Raw genomic sequence first — 21,440 nt, forward strand, 5'->3', positions numbered from 1 at the left:
CCGTGGTCGGTCGCCGGGCGTACGACTTCATGTACCGCACCTTCGCGCCGTGGGAGGGCGGGGCCCGTTCCGAACTGGTCGGGCTCGTGACGTCCGGGCGGATCCCGCCGGGCTGGAGAAGGCCCGGCGCGCGACGCCGCCGTCGTTGTCGGTCGACTGGCTGCGGGGCGACCTGACGGCCTCCTCGATCCCCGGTGTGTCCGGGACGTTCGACCTGCTCGTCGACTACAGCGTGCTGGACGACCTGCGCGGCGCCGCCGTGGACGCGATGGCGGCGCGCAGCGGTTGTTCGGGGAGGCGTTCGAGATCGAGCGGCTGCCGGAACCCGTGCGCGGCAGCGGTTTCGCGTGCTTCCTGATGACGCGCCGCTAGACTTCCGCGGCGATCACACGCGCGCACTCGACCGCTTCGGCCTTCGCGGTGTCGACCTCGATGTCGTAGGTCATCCCCCGGTGCACGAGCTCGGCCTGCGCCTCGGCCATCCCGGCGACCCGGTCACCGCGGGCGAGCTCGCGGCCGGCGGCGACCCCGGCGTCGCACCGCACCCCGACCCACAGCACTTCCAGCCCGTCCAGCGCGGTCTCCCACCGCCGCCGCGACTCGGCACCGCCGAGGAACACGTCGTCCACGATCACCCGTGCCCCGGCGCGCACCATGGCGGCGACGCCCGTCATCCACGCGTCCTCGAGCACCCGGAACTCGGCCCCGACGCTGACCTCGCCGCCGCCGTCGTCCGGGAACCCGATGCCCTCCGACCCGAGCCGCAGCCGGGCGGGCATCACGTCGATCAGCGTGTCCACGCCGATGGCGAGCCACGCCTGCGGCAGCACGGCCTGCAGGCAGCGCGCGATCCCGGACTTGCCGGAGCTGGACCCGCCGTTGAGAACGATCACCTGAGCACTAGACGACACGGTCCGACCGTACCCACGTCCGCCGTTCCTGGAGCAACTCGCGCTGGTAGCCGAGGAAGTCGACCTCCAGCGTGTGCCGCTTCGACTTCACGTACTTGCGCCGCAGCCTCTCCCGGTAGGTGGTGATCTCGGCCTTCATCTCCGGTACCGGGGGCAGGGCGCCCCGGCCGGAGACCAGGTCGGCGACCCACTCGGCCTGGGCCTCGGCCAGCGGCATGATCGCCCCCAGGGGCTGGATCAGTCCGAGGAAGTACAGGCCGGGGTGCGCGGGGTCGACGACCCGCCGGTACAGCGACACCTCGTTGTCCGGCGACGAGACGGCCGTGAACTCCGTTGGATCCAGGAACGGGAATTCCACCTTGTAACCGGTGCAATAGACGATCACGTCGATGTCTTCCCGCGACCCGTCGGCGAACACGACGCCGGACCCGTCGAGCCGTTCGACGTTCGGCTTCACGGTGATGTCGCCGTGCCCGAGCCTGGTCAGCAGGTCGTCGGACACCGTCGGGTGCGCGCCGAGGATGCCGTGCGACGGCTCGGGCAGCCCGTAGTCGGAGACCTTGCCGCGCGCCAGCCGCAGCATCAGCCCCAGCGACAGCGCCTGCAGCCAGCCGGGGGCGAACCGGGCGAGAGGCGAGGTCGTCAGGTGGTCGGTCGGCATGCCGAAGAGGTATTTGGGCATGATGTGCGCTCCCCGGCGCATCGCGAGGAACGTCCGCGCGGAGACGCGGGAGGACTCGACCGCGATGTCGCACGCCGAGTTGCCGATGCCGAGCACCAGCACCTTCTTGCCCGCCAACCGCTCCGGCGTCTTGTAGAAGTGCGCGTGCATCTCCTCGCCGTCGAACGAGCCGGGGAAGGCCGGTTCGGGCATCCGGGGCGACCAGTGGTGCCCGTTCGCGACGATCACCGAACGGTAGGTGAGCGCGGTCTCGGCCCCGGTGTCGCGGTCGCGCGTCGTCACCAGGTAGCCGCCCGGTGCGACGGCCACCGACGTCACCTCGGTCCGGAAGCGGATGCGGTCGCGGAACCCGTGGTGCTTCACGAAGTCGTCGAAGTACTCGGCGATCTGGAAGTGCGAGGGGTACGCGGGCAGGTGCGAGGGCATCGGGAAGGACTTGAACTCCATCATCTGCCGCGAGGTGTTGATGTGGAGCGACCGGTACGCCGACGACATCCCGTTGTCGTTGAGGTAGCGCCAGTTGCCGCCGATCTCCGACCCGGTCTCGTAGCAGTCGAACTCGATGCCGCGGGCGCCGAGCACCTGACATGCGGCGATGCCGGACGACCCCGCCCCGATGACGCACACGCGATCCATGCGACCGAAGTATTTTCACGTTCGCGGCGGCTGTCAATGACCCGGACGCGGAAAGGCGGGAAGACCGGGGCACGTCGACCGTTCGCGTCGTCCGCCGAGTGGGACGGGGTGCGCTCGGCGGGCTCGCGCAATACGTTGTGCGCCATGCGAAATCTTCTCGTGGCAGTCACGTCGGTACTGGCGTTCGCGGTCTCCACGGGCACGGCGGCGGGCGCGCCGCTGCCGTCCCCGGAGATCTTCGCGACGAACAACACGGCGATCATCACCGATCCCGCCGACCCGAGGCTCCAGGAAAGACTCGTGCGGTTCGACCGCGACGTCCGCGGGATCGTGCGCGCGAACGGCGGCCACACCACGCGGTCGACGTTGCTCGACGGCGTGTTCTGGTCGAGCGACCTGCAGCAGACGACGTTCGAACGCTCCCGCAAGTTCGACGTCACCCTCGGCGAGGAGAACCTGCGGCACACGGCTTCGGCGATCGCCGAGCAGTTCCGGCAGGAGTCGGTGCTCACGTTCCGCTTCCTGCCCGCGAACTCGCCCTCCGTCGACGCCGTCCAGGTCGAGGTCGACGGCCTCACCGCGCAGCAGGTCCGCACCGGTCTGCTCAACGACGCCGTCGCGCGCGAGAAGCTCGGCGGTGGCAGCGTCACCTTGCAGGGCAAGGCGATCCTCATCGCCTCCGTCGACGACCTGCCTGTCGTGCGGGCGTTCGTCACGAACATCGGCGGAGACCTCCGCAAGGCGAAGTTCCGCAAGGGCACGTGGGAGTTCGTCGGCGCGGAAACTCTTTTGTGGAACGGGCGAAGCGCCGCCTAACCTCGTGGGCATGGCAGCAACCCTGGTCCGCGGCCAGAACGTGGACATTCGCATGTGGACTCGACCGGACGAGGTCGAGGAGTTCGCCATGCGGCAGCTGCAGAACATCTCCTCGCTGCCGTGGGCCTTCAAGCACGTGGCCGTGATGCCCGACGTGCACTACGGCAAAGGCGCCACGGTGGGTTCGGTGATCGCGTTGCGCGACGCCGTCTCCCCCGCGGCCGTCGGCGTGGACATCGGCTGCGGGATGACCGCCGTGCGCACCTCGCTCACGGCGAGCGACCTGCCGGAGACGTTGCGTGGTCTGCGGTCCCGCATGGAGGCCGTGGTCCCCGTCGGTTTCGGTCAGCACAAGGCGACCGCGTTCACCGAGAGGGACGCGTCCGACTGGGGCACGTTCTGGAGGGGGTTCGACGACCTCACGCCCGCGGTGAAGGCGCGCGCCGACAAGGCGATGCACCAGATGGGCACGCTCGGGGGCGGCAACCACTTCCTCGAGATCTGCCTGGACGGCGACCAGCGGGTGTGGGTCATGCTGCACTCGGGTTCGCGCGGCATCGGCAACGAGCTGGCGCAGCACCACATCGCGGTGGCGCGCACGCTCGCGCACAACTCCGAGCTGCCGGACCCGGACCTCGCCGTGTTCCTCGCGGGCACGCCCGAGATGGCGGCGTACCGACACGACCTGTACTGGGCGCAGGACTACGCGCGGCGCAACCGCTCGGTCATGCTGCGCCTGGTGTGCGACGTGCTGCGCGCCGAGTTCCCGCAGGTAGTCTTCGAGGAGCCGATCTCCGCTCACCACAACTACGTCTCCGAGGAGAACCACTTCGGTGAGGACGTGCTGGTGACCCGCAAGGGCGCCATCCGCGCCCGCCGCGGTGAGCTCGGCATCATCCCGGGGTCGATGGGCACCGGTTCGTACATCGTGCGCGGGCTCGGCAACCCCGACTCGTTCGAGTCGGCGTCGCACGGCGCCGGCCGCAGGATGTCCCGCAACAAGGCCCGCAAGACGTTCACGACGAAGGATCTCGCCGACCAGACAAGTGGTGTCGAGTGCCGCAAGGACTCCGGCGTCGTGGACGAGATCCCGGGCGCCTACAAGGACATCGACACCGTGATGGCGAACCAGTCCGACCTGGTCGAGGTGGTCGCGAAGCTCAAGCAGGTGGTTTGTATCAAGGGTTGATGTTTCCCTTGTGAGTGAACGGGAAAGCCTCCGGACAGCCAGAGTTTCTGCCTGTCTTGGAGGTTTTTCCATGTCAACGGGCGCCATCATCGGCGTGGTGGTCGCGGTTCTCGTGGTGCTGGTGGTCCTCGCGTTCGTGCTGAGGCCCGCCATGCAGCGCAAGAAGTTGCGCGACCGCTTCGGCCCTGAGTACGACCGCGTGGTCGAGCACAGCGACAACAGATCGGCCGCGGAGAAGGAACTCGCCGAGCGGGAGCACCGCCACAGCGAGTTCGACCTGAAGCCGCTTTCCCCCACGGCGCAGGAGAGTTACCGCCGGCACTGGGCGACCGTGCAGGCGAAGTTCGTCGACTCGCCGGAGAGCTCCATCGCCGACGCCGACCGCCTCGTGACCGATCTGATGGCCGAGCGCGGGTACCCCACCGAGGGGTATGAGGCGCAGCTGAGCGTTCTGTCCGTCGAGCACGCGCGGACGTTGGAGCACTACCGCAAGGCGCACGACATCTCGGAGCGCCAGGAGATCGGCGAGGCGAGCACCGAGGACCTGCGCACCGCGATGGTGCACTACCGCGAGCTGTTCACCGACCTGCTGGAACACGGTGCAGCGCCGCGCAAGGACCGGGAAGCCGTGCGGAAGGAGAAGACCGATGTCTGAGACCCCCACCCACGCCGCCGGCGTCCCCACCCCGGCAAGGCCGCAGCAGACCGAGCGCGCACCGCAGACGGAACGCGTGCCGCAGCAACGGCCTGACGCCCAGCGCACTGACGCACAGCGGACCGAGGGCCAGCAGGCGGACGCCCACCGGGCGGAGGCGCAGCGGACCGACGTCCAGGCGACGCAGGCCCAGCGCGGTGACGGCCAGCGCACCGACGGTCAGCACACCGGTGGTCAGCGCGTTGAAACCCAGCAGCGCAACGACCACGAGCGCGGGGAGCAGCACCGCGTCGACCAGCACCGCGCCGACCAGCGTCACGCGGACCAGCGCCACACCGAGCCGCAGCGCACGGACCAGCGTCCGGTCGCCAAGCTCGAAGACGAGTGGCAGGCGGTGCAGTACGAGTTCGTCGACGACCCGAAGGCGGCCGTCAGCAAGGCGGACGCGCTCGTGACGCGCGCACTCGAGGAGCTCACCTCCCGGCACCGCTCCCTCACGAAGCAGCTCGAGGGAAACAGTGATCCACAGACCGAGGACCTGCGACTGGCCCTCCACCGCTATCGGGAACTGTTCAAGTCGCTGGTCGCCGTCAAATAAGCGCTGGAAGCCCCGGCGCCGTGGCCGTAACAGGTGGCGGCGCCGGCAGGCATGTCCGGACCAGCCCAGTCCCCCAGCCTTGTTCACCTCAGCTGGGCAGCTCGCGGATCTCCATCTCGAGCACGTCGATCTCGTCGCTGATGGCCTCGTCGAGCATGTCGTCCAGCAGCTTGCGGCACTCCGCCGATCCGCATCGCGGCAGTCCCGCGCCGAACCTCGGCACCTGCTCCCACCACACCGCGGGGTTGTTCCAGAACGAGCCGGAGCCCTGGTCGACGCCTTCGAGGCTGCGCAGCCTCTGGTCGATCTCCGGAAGGGCTCGCACGAACTCGATGAACAACGCGAGTGCGTCGGGGTTGCTGACCGGGACCGCGCCGTAGCCGCGCAGACAGTCCTCGAGTTCTGCGAGGAACTCCGCCTTGAAGGACACGGCACACCCCCGCTCCTCCGCACCGTTGCGGACACCTGAAGTTCTTCCCACCAACAGTACCTCCGCGACTTGAGCGGGGAACGAGTGCGAACGGGTCGTATCTTCCTGTGCCCGTACGGGATCGCGGTGACCCGCAGTCACTTCGAACGTCCGGAGGGGCCGCATTTCGCCACGATGCGCCCGGTCGTCAGCCGCCCGGACGCGCCCGGGAAGTAACACAAAGTGCGCGGCCCGCCCCGAGCCGTCTCCGTTGGGACCCAAAGGAGTGCGGTCGCGCTTGGTCCACTGTGGATGGTCGGTGTTCAGCGATCGGCGTGCAGCCTCGCGACGAAGCTGAACCGATCGCCCCGGTACAGCGATCGGGCGCGTTCGATCGGGTGGCCCTCGACGTCGTAGGAGACGCGGTGCAGCAACAACATGGGCAGCGCCGGGTTCGTGCCGATCAGCAGCGCCTCGCGGGGCGTGGCGAGCACCGTCTCGACTCGTTCCTCGGCCTCGGCGAAACGCACCCCGAGCCGTTCGGTGAGGCACGCGTAGAGCGACCCGGCGGGGTCGAGCTTCTCCAGCAGGCCGGGGAAACGAGAGAGGCTCAGGTAGGTGGACTCGAGGCCGATGCGTTCGTCGTCGGCGAGCAGGACGCGTTCGAGGTGCACGACCGGGTCGCCGGGCTCGATCATCAGATCGCGGGCGAGGCCCTCGTCGGCACCGAGCTCCTCGACCGTGATGACGGTGCGGTTCGGCTCGACGCCCTGGCGGCGCATGCCCTCGGTGTAGCTGACCAGGGACAACGGCTGGACGAGTTTGGGCGGCGCGACGAACGTGCCGCTGCCCTGGCGGCGGATGAGCTTGCCCTCGAGCACGAGTTCGCTGACGGCCTGGCGGAGCGTGACGCGCGACACGGAGAACCGTTCGGCGAGCTCGCGTTCGGACGGCAGGACGGTGCCTTCGCCGAGGTTCTCGACGAGGTCGAACAACTCGGCCTTGACCGCGTAGTAACGCGGGACTCGGCCGTGTTCTGGGATGCCCGCGCGAACAGGACGATCAGCGCGGTGCGGCGGGACGCGGTTCACGTGGCGTGAGCATACGTTACGCGCCGTGTGATCACGGGGCCAGCAGCGGCGGGTCCGGGATCTTGTAGCCGGAAGATCCGATGTTGGCCTCGAGGGACTTGCGCCAGGCACCCGTGTCGATCATCTTCTGCAACGCGGCCTGGACCTTCGCCTTGCTGCCCGGGTCGTCGCGGTGCAGGCCGACGCCGTACTCCTCCTTGCTGAACGGGTCGCCGACGACCCGCAGGAGCTCGGGGTTCTGGGCGGCGTAGCCCGCGAGCAGCACGTCGTCGGTGGTGACGGCGTCGACGTTCTCCGCGAGCAGCGCCGTGACGCAGTCGCTGAACTTCGCGTACTCGACCATCTTCACGTCCTTCGCGAACTGGTCGCGGACGTACTCGGCCGACGTCGACCCGGCCGTGGAACACAGGCGCAGGCTCGAGTTCAGCGACTTCGGGCCGTCGATGCGGTTCTCGTTCATGCGCACGAGCAGGTCCTGGCCCGCGACGAAGTACGGGCCGACGAAGTCGACGATCTGCTTGCGCTTGTCCGTGATCGAGTAGGTGGAGACGACCATGTCGGCCTCACCGCTGGTCAGGAGCGTCTCGCGGTTGCCCGGCTGCGCTTCCTTCCAGGTGATGTTCTGCTCCGAGACGCCCAGCTCGTTCGCGATGTACTTGGCGACGTCGACGTCGAACCCGCGGTAGCTGCCGTCGAGCCTGCGCACCGACAGTCCCGGCTGGTCGTACGACACGGCGATGACCATGCGGTCGTCCGAGCTGACCTTGGCGGCCATCCCGGAGCCGCCACCGTCCGCGCACGAGGCGAGCAGGAGCACGGCAGCACCCATGGTCGCCAGCAGGCGGAGAAGTGCTCTCGGCGTCATTCGTCCCTCTACAGCTTCAACTTCAGCGATATTCCACGGGCATGCGCCTGCGCACCTGGGTCGGTGCCGCTCGGCGATGCGGGAAACCTAAGCGGCGGCGGGACGCATGTCCATACCTTGGTACGAATGGAAACAACGGAATCGGTGCCGTAACAGTTCAGTCCCGCGCCGGCCGGTGGTCAGCGCAGCCGGCGCGGACCCGCGTCGTGCAGGGACGGAGGAGGGCCGATGACGATGCGGGCGCTGCTCACGAAAGCCCCTGCGGCAGAAGCAAGAACGGGTTCGAGCTTCAGCGACCGCACCTCCGGCAGGTCCTCCGCCAGTGCCGCCAAACGGAGTACCAGATCCTGAAGTGCTTTCAGGTCCGCGGGTTCGTCGCCGCGGTACCCGGTGAGCAGGGGCGCTGCTTTCGGCGCGGCAACGAGTTCCGCCGCGTCGGTGTCGGTGAGGGGTACCGCCCGGTAGGCCCGATCGCCGAGCAGATCGCTGACCAGTCCCGACAGTCCGAACCAGACCAGCGTGCCGAAGCTCGGGTCGTCCTGCAGGCCGAGGACGCAGCTCACTCCCTTGGGCGCCATGCGTTGCACGTAGACGTCCGGCTTCCCGGAGAGCGTGGCGAGGTCGTGGTAGGCGGCCTCGACGGACTCTCGCTGGGCGATGTCGAGCCGGACGCCGACGAGGTCGGTGCGGTGCCGCAGCCGTTCGCTGGTGGCCTTCATCGCGACGGGGTACCCGAGTTCTTCCGCCGCCGCGGCGGCTTCCTCCGCGCTGTGGGCGATGCGGAACGGCACGACGTCGATGCCGTAGCAGTCCAGCAGTTCCACGGCCTGCAGGTCGTCGAGGCGGAGCTCGGCCCCTGGATTGTCCACAATGGACCTGGCCCGGTCGAGGTCGATGCCTTCGGGGCGCACGAAGGTGCCCTGCGGTGCGGCGCGCCAGCGGGCGTAGCGGACGGCGCGGGCGAGGGCGAGCACGGCCCGTTCGGGACTGGAGTAGCTGGGAATCGAGCCCCTGCCGGGCATCTTGAGCTCGTCCGGGATGCCCTCGACCGCGAGGAACGTGCTGACGATCGGTTTCGTCCGGTGCGCGGCCTCCTTCAGCGCGCGGGCGTAGGCGGCGCCGGGCACCGCGATCGGGGGCACGAACACGACGACGAGCGCGTCGGTGTCGGAGCGGTCCAGGGCCTCTTCGACGGCCTTCGCGAACTCCTCCGGCGTGGCCTGCGCGCCGACGTCGACGGGGTCGCCCGCGAGGTCGAGGCCCTGGGCCAGCAGCGTGTCGGCGGCGAGCAGGCCGATGGCGGTGGAGTTGCCGACGACGGCGACGCGCTTGCCGCCGGGCAGCGGCTGGTGGGCCAGCAGGAGCGCGGTGTCGAAGAGCTGGGCCAGCGAGTCGACCCTGATCACGCCGGCCTGTTCGAACAGGGCCTGGACGCTCGCCTCGTCGACGTTCGCGGCGGTGGCGGCGAGGCCGGGGACGACGGCGTGCCGGCCGGACTTCACCGCGACGATGGGCTTCGTGCGGCCGAGCCGGCGGGCGAGCCTCGCGAACTTGCGCGGGTTGCCGAACGACTCGAGGTAGAGCAGCACGACGTCGGTCGACGGGTCGGTCTCCCAGTACTGCAGCAGGTCGTTGCCGGAGACGTCGGCGCGGTTGCCCGCCGAGACGAACGTGGACAGGCCGAGGCCCCAGCCCGCGGCGTTGGCGAGGATGGCCGTGCCGAGGGCGCCGGACTGGCAGAAGAAGCCCGCGCGGCCGCGTGACGGCAGTTTCGGGGCGAGGCTCGCGTTGAGGCGGACCTTGGGGTCGAGGTTGAGCACGCCCAGTGCGTTCGGGCCGACGACGCGCATGCCGTGCGCTCTCGCCTCCGCGGCCAGCCGCCGTTCGGCCGACAGCCCGTCCGGTCCCGTCTCGCCGTAGCCCGAACTGACGACGACGAGCGCCTTCACACCCTTGGCGAGACAGCCGTCCATGACCTCGTCGACGCTGGCCGCGGGCACGGCGACGATGGCGAGGTCGACGTCGTCGGGGATGTCGAGCACGGTCGGGTAGGCCCGGACGCCCCTGACGGCGCGGTGCTCGGCGTTGACCGGGTAGACGGGCCCGTTGAAGTCGGCTTCGAGCAGGTTCTTGAGGACCGCGTGCCCGATCTTGGTCGGGTCGGTGGACGCGCCGATGACGGCCACGCTGCGCGGGTGCAGCAGGTTGTGCACGCTGCGGGCCTCGGCGGCCTGTTCGCGGGCCCTGGCGACGGCGACGGACTCGTCGGTGGGGTCGATCGCGAACTCGAGGTGCAGCACGCCCTCCTCGAACGCTCTGCTGACCTGGTAGCCGGCGTCGCGGAACACCCGCACCATCTGCCCGTTCTCGGCGAGCACCTCGGCCTCGAACCGCGCGAGCCCGACCTCCCTGGCCGCCGCAGCGAGGTGTTCGAGCAGGATGCTGCCCAGCCCGCGCCCCTGGTGCCCGTCCTCGACGACGAACGCGACCTCGGCGCTGTTCCCATCTTTGGTCCCGTCCCCGGCGACCCCGCCGTTCTGGTGGCCGTGCAGCCGGTCGAACCGGCCGACGGCGACGATGTCGTCGCCGAGCAGCGCGATGAGCGCCACCCGGTCGTGGTGGTCGACGGTGCTGAACCGCTCCAGGTCGCGTTGTGGGATCCGCGGGTACGGCCCGAAGTAGCGGAAGTACCGCGTCCGCTCCGACAGCCGCCCGTGGAACTCCCGCAGCTTCTCGGCGTCGTCGGGCGTGATGGGCCGCAGGTGGACGGTGCCGCCGTCGCTGAGGACGACGTCCGCCTCCCACCGCCGCGGGAAGTCGAACGGATCTCTCGCGCTCGAGTCTGCAACGCTGTCCGGCACCGGTGTCAGTCCCTGGGGTCGTCGGGATCAAGTCCGTGCAAGGGGAACACAGCCCGGCGCGTCTCGCGGATCGCCTTGTCCACCGGCTCCTCCGCGTCCCCGCCCCACGGCTGGTGCCCAGCGTCGCACCCATCGGTCATCGACGCAGGCAAAGGCCACTCAGGTGCGATGCGCGTCGCATGCGCCACCCAGTCCGCCGGCAACGGCCGGTTCGGGTCGACGTCACGGTCCAGCACGGTCGCCAGCAGGTGCGTCCACGACCGCGGCACCACCCTGAGCAGCTCGTACCCACCGCCCCCGAGCGCGAGCCACTTGTACCCGTGCTCGTTCACCAGGTCCCGGAACGCCTGGTAGATCGCCCGGTGCCCGTCCACGCTCAGCGACAGGTCGGCGAGCGGGTCCTCCTTGTGCGTGTCGACCCCGCACTGCGTGACCAGCACCTGGGGCCGGAACGCCCGCAACAGCGCCGGCACGGTCGCGTGGAACGCCCGCATCCACCCGCCGTCCCGCGTCCCGGCGGGCAACGGCACGTTGACCGCGCTCCCCTCGGCCCCGGCGCCACCGACCTCACCGGCCCACCCGGTACCGGGCCACAGGCTCATCGGGTGCTGGTGCAACGAGATCGTCAGCACCCGCGGATCGTCCCAGAACGCCGTCTGCACCCCGTCCCCGTGGTGGACGTCGACATCGACGTACGCGACCCGCTCCACCCCGCTGCGCAACAACCACTCGATGGCCACCGCGCAGTCGTTGTAGACGCAGAACCCGGCAGCGCTGTCCGGCATGGCGTGGTGCAACCCGCCGGCGATGTTGACCGCCCGGTCCACCTCACCCGACGCGATGGCCCGAGCCGCCACGAGCGACCCTCCGACCACCAGCGCCGAAGCCTCGTGCATCCGCTCGAACACGGGGTTGTCCGCCGTCCCGAGCCCGTGCCCGACGTCCCACCCGGCGGTGGGCGCCGCCTGCACAGCACTCAGGTACCCGGGCTTGTGCACCAGCTCGATCTCTTCGTCGCTGGCCGCCACCGGCTCCCGCAACCCGACACCGTCCAGCACCCCGAGCGCCGTGGCGAGCCGCACCGTCAGGTCGAGCCGGACCGGATTCAGCGGATGGTCGCCACCGAGGTCGTACCCGAGGAAGGACCTGTCCCAGACAACAGCGGCTGGCTTACCCATGCCCTGCAACCTACAGTCGCCAACGCCGAACCGATCCGCGGAACCGATCTCACCGAACAGGGGTCAGAGGCGACATGCACCTGAGACCAGCGGCCCTCCTCCTCGCACTCGGCCTGACCCTCGCCGCCGTCACGGGCTGCGCCGAGCAGGTCAAGGGCAACGCGACGGCCGACACCAACGCGGTCCAAGAGCCGGCCGACCCCACCACGACCTCGAAGAAGGCGCCGGTCAGCACCCCCGCCTCGAAGCCGGCGAGCCCCACGACCGCCCCGAAGCAGGGCGACGTGAAGATCGCCACCAAGAAGAAGGCCACCGGCCTCGAGACCTGCGGCGTCCTCAAGACGGCCGACATCGAAGCCGCCACGGGCGGCAAGTCCACGGCGGACGGCGGTTGCATCCACACCACCACCAACCCGTCCACCGTGATCACCCAGATGGTCACGGTGCCGGACGTGGCGGACCAGGAAGGCGACAAGAAGCAGATCGAGATCGGCGGCAACACCGCCTGGCAGGTCAACGCCTCCAAGGAGGACTGCCAGGTCACCGTCATGCTGACCGACGACCCGAACGTCATCACCCCGGCCTTCTCGGTGAGCGTCCTGGCGATCGATGACGTGGACACCTGCGCCATGGCCCTGAAGCTCGCCACCGAGGGCTTCAACCGCATCCCCAACGCCTGAGCGCACGCGCCACGCCCACGCCGCACTCCTCCGGCGCCTCAGCCGCCGGTGGCGACCTCCCGGTCCAGCGCACACCAGTTGGACCACGACCCGGCGTACAGGGCCGCCGGCTTCTCGGCCGACGTGATCCCCGCGACCTCCAGCGCGAGCACGACGGACGAGGCCGTCACACCCGACCCGCAGTACGCGCCGACGGCCACCTCACCGGACACCCCGAGACCGGCGAACCGCGCGGCCAGCTCCTCCGCCGGCAGCCACCGCCCGTCCGCTCCGACGTGTCCGGTGGACGGCGCGTTGAGGGCGCCGGGGATGTGTCCGGCCTTGGGATCGACCGGCTCGGTCTCCCCGCGGTACCGCGGGGCCGCACGCGCGTCGAGCAGCACACCCTCCCGAGCGAGCGCCGCCGCCTCGTCCGCGTCCAGCACCGGCATCCGCCCCGGCCGCACCACCACGTTGCCGACCGACTCACCGGCCGCGTCATCGGCCGGGGCCGCCGGCACGTCCGCGGTCACCGGCAGCCCGGCGGCCTCCCACGCGGCGAACCCGCCGTCCAGCACCGCGACCTCATCGAACCCTGCCCACCGCAGCAACCACCACACCCGAGCGGCGACCGAGCCGTCCCCCGCGTCGTACGCCACGACCCGGCCACCCTCGCGCACGCCCGCGGCGCGCAGCACCGCCTGCAACCGCTCCGGATCCGGCAGCGGATGACGGCCCCCGGCACCGGGCGGAGCGGACAGCTCGGTGTCCAGATCCACGTACACCGCGCCGGGCACGTGGCTGACCTCGTAGTCTTGGCGTCCGGGTGGTCCGCCGAGACGCCACCGGACGTCCAGCACGACGGTGGCGGAGCGCGCACTCAGCGCGTCGGCGAGGGCCTCAGGAGTGATCAAGGGATGCACGGCTCACATCCTGCACCCGCGCGGACACCTGTGTCCCCCGGCACGACTACCATTGACACCATACGAAGGGGAGCGGGTGTGAACGACCTCATCGACACCACGGAGATGTATCTCCGCACGATCTACGAGCTCGAAGAAGAGGGCGTGGTGCCACTGCGCGCCCGCATCGCCGAGCGCCTCGGCCAAAGTGGACCGACAGTGAGCCAGACCGTCGGCCGCATGGAGCGCGACGGCCTGGTGGTCGTGGCGGAGGACCGCCACCTCGAGCTCACCGAGCAGGGCCGCAACCTCGCGATCGCCGTCATGCGCAAGCACCGGCTCGCCGAGCGCCTCCTCGTGGACATCATCGGGCTCGAGTGGGAGCACGTGCACAGCGAGGCGTGCCGCTGGGAGCACGTGATGAGCGAGGCCGTCGAACGCAAGCTCATCAAGCTGCTCGGCAACCCCACCACCTCGCCCTACGGCAACCCGATCCCCGGCCTCGACAAGCTGGGCGACGGCGAGCCGGCCCCGCCCGCCGAGGCGGACCTGGTGCGCGTGGACGAGGTGGCCCGCCGCGGCGGTGGCCGCGTCGAGATCCGCCGCATCGCCGAGCACGTCCAGCTCGACCCGGATCTCATGGCCGAACTGAAGGACGCCGGCGTGGTGCCGGGCGGCACCGTGGAGGTCGAGGCGCTCGGTGGCGCCAAGGTCATCCACGTGCGCGGCGGCAACGGTCACACGGCAGAGCTCGACCCCGCGGTCGCCCACGCCGTCCTGGTGCTCGCCCGGTGACCCAGGCGACGACTCCAGCGGCGAAGGCGGCAGAGGCGTTCGAGCGCCTCCACGGACGCGCTCCGGAGGGGGTCTGGTCGGCCCCTGGCCGCGTCAACCTCATCGGCGAGCACACCGACTACAACGACGGCTACGTGCTGCCGTTCGCGTTGCCCCACCGCATCGCGGTCGCAGCGTCGCCCCGTACCGACGGTGTCATGACCGTCAGCACGATGGGCGACGACGGCGGATTGCAGGAAGCGGACCCGGTCGCGATCGCCGACCTAGCCCCCGGCATCGTCAAGGGGTGGGCCGCGTACCCCGGTGGAGTCGCCTGGGCCCTGCGTGAGCAGGGGATCGCCGTCACCGGCGGGGCGGACCTCGTCATCGCGGGCGACGTGCCCGCCGGGGCCGGTCTCTCCTCCTCGCACGCCCTGGAGTGCGCCGTCGCGCTCGCCCTGCTCGGTCTCGCCGGCGTCGACGCCGAGCGGCCGGACATCGCGCGCTGGGTGCAGCGGTCCGAGAACGACTTCGTGGGCGCGCCGACCGGCATCCTGGACCAGACGGCATCGCTGTGCTGCGTCGAAGCGCACGCCCTGTTTTACGACGTGCGCTCCGGCAAGCCCGAGCAGGTCGCGTTCGACGCGGCTGCCAGCGGGCTCGAGGTGCTCGTGATCGACACGCGTGCCAGCCACGCCCTCGTCGACGGCGGCTACGGCGCCCGGCGGGCGGGGTGCGAACGCGCGGCCGAGATCCTCGGTGTTCCCGCGTTGCGCGACGTCGACATCGCCGAACTCGACCAGGTGCTCGTCCGGCTGCCCGAAGACCTGCGTCCGCTGGTGCGGCACGTCGTGACCGAGAACGACAGGGTCCTGCGGACCGTCGAACTGCTCCGCGAGGGCAGGCTCGCCGAGGTCGGGCCCCTCCTCTCCGGCTCCCACGCGAGCCTGCGGGACGACTACCGCGTCTCGTGCCTCGAGCTCGACGTCGCCGTCGACTCCGCGATGGCGGCCGGTGCCCTGGGCGCCCGGATGGTCGGCGGCGGTTTCGGCGGCTCGGCCATCGCCCTCGTGCCCGTCGAACGGCACGACGAGGTCGAGCGGTCCGTGCTCGCCGGCTTCGCCTCGCGCTCGCTCACGCGGCCGAGGCTCTTCACGGCGGTTCCGTCCGCGGGTGCGGGCAGGGACCGGTAGCCAAGAACGATCTTGACCAGGATTGCGAGGACTGTGGTGAAGCTGCTCGTCACGGGCGGGGCCGGATACGTCGGCAGCGTGTGCGCTGCCAGGCTGCTCGAAGCCGGGCACGAGGTGGTCGTCCTCGACGACCTCTCGACCGGGCACGAGGACGCCGTCCCCGCGGGAGCGCGCTTCATCCGGGGCGACATCGCCGAGGTGATCGGCGATGTCCTCGCAGAAGGGTTCGACGGCGTTCTGCACTTCGCGGCGAAGTCCCTCGTGGGCGAGTCCATGCAGGACCCCGGCAAGTACTGGACGGGTAACGTCCTGACGGCGATTCGCCTGCTCGACGCGATGAAGGATCACGGCACGCCGAAGCTCGTCTTCTCCTCGACTGCCGCGACGTACGGCGAGCCGCGGGAGGTGCCGATCCCCGAGACCGCCCCGACCGCGCCGACCAACACCTACGGCGCCACCAAGCTGGCCATCGACCACGCGATCACGTCGTACGCCGCCGCGCACGGCCTGGCGGCGACGAGCCTGCGGTACTTCAACGTCGCCGGCGCCTACGGCAGCATCGGCGAGCGGCACGCGACCGAGACCCACCTCATCCCGCTCGTGCTGCAGGTCGCGCTCGGTCAGCGCGAGCACATCTCGATCTACGGTGAGGACTGGCCCACCGAGGACGGCACCTGCGTCCGCGACTACATCCACGTCCTGGACCTCGCCGACGCCCACCTCCTCGCGCTGGAGAACGCCACCGCCGGCGAGCACCGGATCTACAACCTCGGCAACGGCACCGGCTTCTCGGTCAAGCAGGTCATCGACACCTGCCGCGAGGTCACCGGCCACCCGATCCCCGCCGTCGTCGCCCCCCGGCGCGCCGGCGACCCGGCCGTCCTCGTCGCCTCCGCCGAGCGCGCCCGGGCCGACCTCGGCTGGAAGCCCGAGCGCGCCGACATCACCGGCATCGTCCGCGACGCGTGGGAGTTCACCCGCGCCCGGCACGGAGCCTGAGCCGGGATGACCGACTTCGCCTCCTTCGAGAGCTACAACGCCACCCCGCGGCTCGCGTCGCTCGCGCTGTCCCCGGACGGCACCCGGCTCGTCACCGTCGTGTCCACGCTCGCCCCGGACGGCAAGACGTGGCAGGGCGCGCTCTGGGAGGTCGACCCCACCGGGGAACGGGAGGCCGTCCGGCTCACCCGCTCCGGCAAGGGCGACTCCTCCCCCGTGTTCGCGCCGGACGGATCGCTGCTGTTCCTGTCGGCCCGCCCGGACCCGCTCGCGAAGCCCGGCGAGTCCCAGGACAAGAAGGCGCTGTGGCGGCTTCCGGTCCGCGGCGAGGCCGGCGAGGTGCTCCGGCCCGGTGGCGGAATCGGTCAGGTCCGCGCCGCCGGCGACACGGTGCTGTTCACGTCGTCGGCGCACCGCTTCGCGGAGTTCGGCGACGACGACAACGCCAAGCGCAAGGCCCGTGAGGACGCCGGCGTGACAGCGATCCTGCACGAGTCGTACCCGATCAGGTACTGGGACGCGGACCTCGGTCCCGCCTACCCGCGCCTGTTCGCGGCTCCTCTCGAGGACGTCGGTACCGAGACCGTCACCGCTCTCACCGAAGACTCCGAAAGCAGGCTCAGCGACGAGGACGTTGAGCTGAGCCCAGACGGGAAGTGGGCTGTCCACGGCCACTCCGTGGACGTCAGCGCCGCCTACGGCCGCCGAACCGAACTGCGGGTCGTGGCCACGACCGGCGGCGCGGCGCGAACCGTCGCCTCCCAGGAGGGTTTCTCCTTCCACGGCGCCACGTTCACGCCCGACTCCTCCGCACTGGTCGCTGTCCGCCACCGCGAGTCCACTCCGGACTCCCCACACCGGCGCGAGCTGGTGCGCGTCGACCTGGCGGACGGCTCGATCACGCCACTGGCGCCCAGCTTCCAGGAGGAACCGGACCACCCGGTGGTGAGCCCGGACGGCTCGGCGGTCTTCTTCACCGCGAGCCACCTCGGGCACCAGCCGGTGTGGCGGCTCGACCTGGCGACCGGCGAGATCACGAAGCTGACGGTCTCCGGCTACTACAGCGACCTGGTCGTGAGCCCGGACGGCAAGACGCTGTACGCGCTGCGCAACTCCGTCGACCACCCGCCGCAGCCAGTGCGGTTCGCGGCCACCGGCGCCGACCAGGACCCGGAACGGCTGCGCGCGCCCGGCGCCCTCGACTCGGTGCCCGGCACGCTCACCGAGATCTCCACGGTCGTCGCCGACGGCAGGACCGTCCGCTCCTGGCTGGTGCTGCCCGAGGGTGCCTCCGCCGACTCCCCCGCGCCGCTCGTCCTCTGGGTCCACGGCGGGCCCGTCATGAGCTGGAACGGCTGGACCTGGCGCTGGAATCCGTGGCTGATGGCCGCTCGCGGCTACGCCATCCTGCTGCCCGACCCCGCTCTGTCCACCGGCTACGGGCCCGACTTCATCAAGGCCGGCTGGGGTCGCTGGGGCGCCGAGCCCTACACCGACCTCATGGCCATCACGGACGTCGCCGTCGAGCGGGCCGACATCGACGCCTCGCGGACCGCCGCGATGGGCGGGTCGTTCGGTGGCTACATGGCCAACTGGATCGCCACCCAGACCGACCGGTTCCGCGCGATCGTCACGCACGCGTCCCTGTGGCACCTCGACGCCTTCTCCGGCGGCACCGACAGCTCCTACTTCTGGATGCGGGAGATGGGCGACCCGCTCACCCAGCCGGAGCGGATCCTCGCCAACTCCCCGCACTTGCGGGTCGCGGACATCAAGACCCCGATGCTCGTCATCCACGGCGACAAGGACTACCGGGTTCCGATCGGTGAGGGGCATCGCCTCTACTTCGACCTCGTCCGACACGGGGTCGATGCGAAATACCTTTACTTCCCAACCGAAAACCACTGGATCCTCACCCCCGGGAACTCTCGGGTCTGGTACGAGACGGTGTGGGCGTTCCTGGCCGAGCACGTCCTGGATCAGGACTGGGAACGCCCCGAGCTCCTCTGAGCGCCGGCGAGCAGCTCACGGGCGCTGGCCAGGTACTTCACGGCCAGCGCCCGCATCTCCGACGGCGGGAACGCGGCGCTGACGGCGGAGCGGATGAGCTTGCTCAGCGAGTGGCCGGGACACGCTTCCTCGGCGGCGTCGAGCGCGATGGACGCGATCCCGCCGTCGCCGCGCTGGTAGGCGTAGAACGCGAGCAGGCACGCGGGCTCGGCTCGTTCCGGTGCGGGGCAGGCCCGCGTGAGCTCCAGCCACAGGCGTTCGGCGTGCCGGGACCTCGCCTGCGCCGCGAACCCCATGCTCGCGTCGCGCACCTCGGGCACCGCCAACGCCCTTGCCAGGGCGACGACGTCGTTGTCCGGCAACGATCCCTTGCGGTGTTCCACGGCGTCGATCGCGTCGCTCACCCGCCGCAGTTCGGTGCGCGGATCAGGGTCTCCCGTGGTCGTCATGAGCTCGTCGAGCAACGCGGATCTGCGTTCGAGCGCTTCCGGCGGGTCCAGTGCGGCGATCGCGGCCATGGCGGCGCGCGACTCGAACGTCACGTTGCCCTCGTGCGCCGACGCCGCGGCGACAGCGGACAACTGGGGATCGGGCAACGTGCCGTGGCAGTCGATGTCGAGGTAGCAGAGCCACTGCGCGTCCTTCTGGCAAGACGGCAGCCACACGGCTTCGACGACGTCGATACCCACACCACCCAGCCGGAGGTCGAGCGCGGTGACGAGCGGCTCGTGCGGTAGCTCTTCGGGCATGTGCTCGGTCGGCGCGCACACCACCACGAGGATCACCTCGGACGCGCCTTGTTCGAGCAGCGGCCCTTCCAGCTGGGCCGCGAGGAAGCCTCTATGTCGTGGGCGTGGCAGGTCGACGCGCATGGTCATGCTGACCAGGTGGTCTTTCAGCACCAGCACGACGAGCGAGTCGGCCGGGTGGAACCCCATGAGGTGCGGGATCGCGGCGTAGAGATCGCCGGCGTCCCGAACCCGGATCGGCTTCGAGAGGGTTGAGGGCATGGGCCCACTGTGGAGGGTGGGCGAGGTGGTGGGGCGGGGGTGCCGCGAGGTTGTGGACAACTTCGCGGGTGTGGACAGGTTGAGATCTTGGGGTGCTCGGGAGCGGTGTTCTGTCGGGGGTGGGTGCTAGGCTGCCGTGCTCCGGCCCGTCGGACCGGAGCACGGCACCACGTCAGAACGACTGGAGCACGGTGCGCCAGCCGCCGACGACCGGCAGTTCCACCGACGTCCGGGTGAGGTCCAGGGACAGGCCGGCACCCGGCTGCGGGCGCAGGGTGTAGTCGTAGTCGCTGGAGATCACGACGAACTCGAGCCGGTGACCGGTCTGCAGGACGTAGTCGTCCGGCACGATCGGCACCTCGACGTCGTAGAACTTGCCCGGCTTGATCGGCGACGTCCGGTCGGGGCGCTCCCGGTTCTGCGGGTCGGTCGAGCCGCGCGTGATGACGTGCGACCTGCCGTCCGGCGCGCGGTCGACGAGCAACGTCGTCACGTTGGCCGCGGGCCGGTCGAACGCGATCCGCAGGTTCGCCGTCGACTTGCCGGACAGCCGCAGCGGCTTCTTCGCCGGCTCCGAGCTGTAGGAGAGGCGGTTCGGCGAGGAGACCTGGTCGATGAGCGACTCAGCAGTCTTCGTCGCGTCGTCGGTCAGCTTCTCGACACCACGACCGGGCAGGATGCCGAGGCCGCCCTTGGCGGGTCCGCCGGCGGACGGCCGCAGCCGCACGTCGGAGGTGCCGGGGGCCGGCCAGTCCTTCTCGTCGACCCACGTCTTGTCCTCGCGCTGGATCGTCGCCTTCGGCTCCTTGTCGACGCCGTTGCGGTGACCCCACAGGTACTGCGTGAACCAGCGGTTCAGCGTGCGCCGCCACTCGACTGAACGCAGTGTGTCGGCGTCCGTGTGACCGGACTGGTGCAGCCAGATCTTGTGCGGCGCACCGACCTTCTTCAACGCCGAGTACCACTGCTCGACGTGCGTCATCTTGACGTTCCAGTCGTTGAGCCCGTGCACCGCGAGCACGGCCGCGCGGACCTTGTGGACGTCGTTGAGGTAGTTGCGCTTGTCCCAGAACCGGCTGTAGTCACCGGTGACGCGGTCCTGGTCCCTCGCGATCTCGGCGAGGATCGGCTTGCAGATCTCCCGGTCCGCGCGGGTGTAGACGTACTCGGCCAGCACGTCGGCGTCCTCGCCCTGGAACGTGCCGGGTGCGACGACGGCGCCGTCCGCGCGGTAGTAGTCGTACCAGCTGGAGATCGCGGCGATCGGCACGATGGCCTCGAGGCCGCGCACGCCGGTCGAGGCGACGGCGTTGGGCAGCGTTCCGTTGTAGGAGACGCCCATCATCCCGGTCTTGCCGGTGGACCAGGTCGCCTTGATGGCCTCGCCCGTGGCGGTGCGTGCGGTCGCACGGCCGTTGAGCCAGTCGACGACGACACGTGCGCCGATCGTCTCGTTGACGTCACCCGTCGTCGGGCAGCCCGTCGACTTGCCGGTGCCGAGCGACTCGGCGTAGACGACGGCGTATCCGCGGGCGATGAAGTAGGCCTCGTAACGGCCCGAGGTGATCGGGTTCGGGCCGAGGGCGGCGGTGATGCGTTCGTCCGAGTTGGACTTCAGCAGACGCCCGTTGCGCTTGTCGGGCACGTAGAGCTCGACGTCGACGTTGTGGTTGGCGACGTCGTTGCCGCCCGAGAAGTACGGGCTGACCATGTAGACGACCGGGACTTTGAGACCGCGTTCGGTGGCGCGCGGCCGGACGACCTCGGTGTAGACCTCGTCGTCCTTGCCGTCGCGGTCGCTGTCAACCGGTGCCCGGACCCAGAGGCTCTCCTTCACCACGTCCTTCGGATCGAAGACGGGTTGCGCCTCGCCGTCGGAGAACACCGGCCCTTCGGCGGCCTGGGCGGTCACGGGCAGGAATGGCAGAACCAGCACCGCTGTCAGCAGTGCAACTCTTCGTGCGCCCCTCACGAGGCACCCCCAATGCGGAAGCCAGAGACA

At 70.3% G+C, this 21,440-nt stretch carries 20 protein-coding genes; 10 read left to right on the forward strand and 10 right to left on the reverse strand.

What is annotated here, in order from left to right; translation table 11 throughout:
* Nucleotides 1-49: 49 nt before the first annotated feature.
* The gene (locus ND450_RS21875) at nt 50-358 is read left to right on the forward strand and encodes a hypothetical protein (RefSeq protein ID WP_253320643.1); all 309 of its coding nucleotides are present in this window, start codon (nt 50-52) and stop codon (nt 356-358) included.
* Between the two features lie 10 nt (nt 359-368).
* Here the strand turns inward: ND450_RS21875 and cpt are convergent, their stop codons facing one another.
* Complete coding sequence (gene cpt, locus ND450_RS21880; RefSeq protein ID WP_253320644.1) at nt 369-911, reverse strand: chloramphenicol phosphotransferase CPT; 543 nt, start codon at nt 909-911, stop codon at nt 369-371.
* A complete protein-coding gene (locus ND450_RS21885; RefSeq protein ID WP_253320645.1) occupies nt 901-2,229 on the reverse strand; it encodes an NAD(P)/FAD-dependent oxidoreductase in 1,329 nt (442 codons plus the stop codon). Before ND450_RS21885 ends, cpt begins: the two co-directional genes overlap by 11 nt.
* Before the next feature lie 144 nt (nt 2,230-2,373).
* Here ND450_RS21885 and ND450_RS21890 point away from each other — a divergent pair, with 144 nt between their 5' ends.
* The 4 genes from ND450_RS21890 (at nt 2,374) to ND450_RS21905 (ending at nt 5,487) form a co-directional block, all read left to right on the forward strand.
* Nucleotides 2,374-3,045, forward strand: coding sequence for a hypothetical protein (locus ND450_RS21890; RefSeq protein WP_253320646.1), 672 nt, complete (start codon nt 2,374-2,376; stop codon nt 3,043-3,045).
* A gap of 10 nt (nt 3,046-3,055) precedes the next feature.
* Nucleotides 3,056-4,234 (forward strand): RtcB family protein, encoded by a 1,179-nt coding sequence (locus ND450_RS21895; protein WP_089924390.1) that lies wholly within the window; start codon nt 3,056-3,058, stop codon nt 4,232-4,234.
* A 70-nt stretch (nt 4,235-4,304) separates the two neighbouring features.
* A complete protein-coding gene (locus ND450_RS21900) occupies nt 4,305-4,889 on the forward strand; it encodes a hypothetical protein (protein WP_089924076.1) in 585 nt (194 codons plus the stop codon).
* A complete protein-coding gene (locus ND450_RS21905) occupies nt 4,882-5,487 on the forward strand; it encodes a hypothetical protein (RefSeq protein WP_253320647.1) in 606 nt (201 codons plus the stop codon). The genes ND450_RS21900 and ND450_RS21905 overlap by 8 nt, the downstream gene beginning before the upstream one ends.
* Before the next feature lie 88 nt (nt 5,488-5,575).
* On the opposite strand, the gene ND450_RS21910 is transcribed toward ND450_RS21905, so the two are convergent.
* The 5 genes from ND450_RS21910 to ND450_RS21930 form a co-directional block, all read right to left on the reverse strand.
* Complete coding sequence (locus ND450_RS21910; protein WP_253320648.1) at nt 5,576-5,917, reverse strand: hypothetical protein; 342 nt, start codon at nt 5,915-5,917, stop codon at nt 5,576-5,578.
* A gap of 302 nt (nt 5,918-6,219) precedes the next feature.
* Entirely contained in the window at nt 6,220-6,987 is a 768-nt protein-coding gene (locus tag ND450_RS21915) for a GntR family transcriptional regulator (RefSeq protein ID WP_253320649.1), read from the reverse strand.
* 31 nt (nt 6,988-7,018) lie between these two features.
* Entirely contained in the window at nt 7,019-7,852 is an 834-nt protein-coding gene (locus tag ND450_RS21920; RefSeq protein ID WP_253320650.1) for a glutamate ABC transporter substrate-binding protein, read from the reverse strand.
* Between the two features lie 179 nt (nt 7,853-8,031).
* Nucleotides 8,032-10,713, reverse strand: coding sequence for a bifunctional GNAT family N-acetyltransferase/acetate--CoA ligase family protein (locus ND450_RS21925; protein WP_253320651.1), 2,682 nt, complete (start codon nt 10,711-10,713; stop codon nt 8,032-8,034).
* A 5-nt stretch (nt 10,714-10,718) separates the two neighbouring features.
* Nucleotides 10,719-11,891, reverse strand: a complete 1,173-nt coding sequence (locus tag ND450_RS21930) for an acetoin utilization protein AcuC (RefSeq protein WP_253320652.1) — start codon at nt 11,889-11,891, stop codon at nt 10,719-10,721.
* 74 nt (nt 11,892-11,965) lie between these two features.
* On the opposite strand from ND450_RS21930, the gene ND450_RS21935 reads away from it, so the two are divergent.
* Nucleotides 11,966-12,571 carry a hypothetical protein gene (locus tag ND450_RS21935; RefSeq protein ID WP_253320653.1) on the forward strand — a complete coding sequence of 202 codons (606 nt, stop codon included), beginning with the start codon at nt 11,966-11,968 and terminating at the stop codon, nt 12,569-12,571.
* A gap of 38 nt (nt 12,572-12,609) precedes the next feature.
* Here ND450_RS21935 and ND450_RS21940 read toward each other — a convergent pair whose 3' ends face one another.
* A complete protein-coding gene (locus tag ND450_RS21940) occupies nt 12,610-13,473 on the reverse strand; it encodes a sulfurtransferase (protein ID WP_253320654.1) in 864 nt (287 codons plus the stop codon).
* 78 nt (nt 13,474-13,551) lie between these two features.
* Here ND450_RS21940 and ND450_RS21945 point away from each other — a divergent pair, with 78 nt between their 5' ends.
* The 4 genes from ND450_RS21945 to ND450_RS21960 are packed head-to-tail and all read left to right on the forward strand — an operon-like array spanning nt 13,552 to nt 18,428.
* A complete protein-coding gene (locus tag ND450_RS21945) occupies nt 13,552-14,247 on the forward strand; it encodes a metal-dependent transcriptional regulator (protein WP_253320655.1) in 696 nt (231 codons plus the stop codon).
* Entirely contained in the window at nt 14,244-15,419 is a 1,176-nt protein-coding gene (gene galK, locus ND450_RS21950) for a galactokinase (protein WP_253320656.1), read from the forward strand. Before ND450_RS21945 ends, galK begins: the two co-directional genes overlap by 4 nt.
* Before the next feature lie 36 nt (nt 15,420-15,455).
* Nucleotides 15,456-16,418 (forward strand): UDP-glucose 4-epimerase GalE, encoded by a 963-nt coding sequence (galE, locus tag ND450_RS21955; RefSeq protein ID WP_253320657.1) that lies wholly within the window; start codon nt 15,456-15,458, stop codon nt 16,416-16,418.
* Between the two features lie 6 nt (nt 16,419-16,424).
* Complete coding sequence (locus tag ND450_RS21960) at nt 16,425-18,428, forward strand: S9 family peptidase (RefSeq protein ID WP_253320658.1); 2,004 nt, start codon at nt 16,425-16,427, stop codon at nt 18,426-18,428.
* Here the strand turns inward: ND450_RS21960 and ND450_RS21965 are convergent.
* Together ND450_RS21965 and ND450_RS21970 are read right to left on the reverse strand one after the other, a co-directional pair.
* Nucleotides 18,398-19,438 carry a DUF4192 domain-containing protein gene (locus tag ND450_RS21965; RefSeq protein ID WP_253320659.1) on the reverse strand — a complete coding sequence of 347 codons (1,041 nt, stop codon included), beginning with the start codon at nt 19,436-19,438 and terminating at the stop codon, nt 18,398-18,400. The genes ND450_RS21960 and ND450_RS21965 overlap by 31 nt on opposite strands.
* A 172-nt stretch (nt 19,439-19,610) precedes the next feature.
* Nucleotides 19,611-21,410, reverse strand: a complete 1,800-nt coding sequence (locus ND450_RS21970) for a Xaa-Pro dipeptidyl-peptidase (protein WP_253320660.1) — start codon at nt 21,408-21,410, stop codon at nt 19,611-19,613.
* Nucleotides 21,411-21,440: the final 30 nt, after the last annotated feature.

The organism is Lentzea sp. HUAS12, from assembly GCF_024125735.1.
Taxonomy (GTDB): domain Bacteria; phylum Actinomycetota; class Actinomycetes; order Mycobacteriales; family Pseudonocardiaceae; genus Lentzea; species Lentzea albida.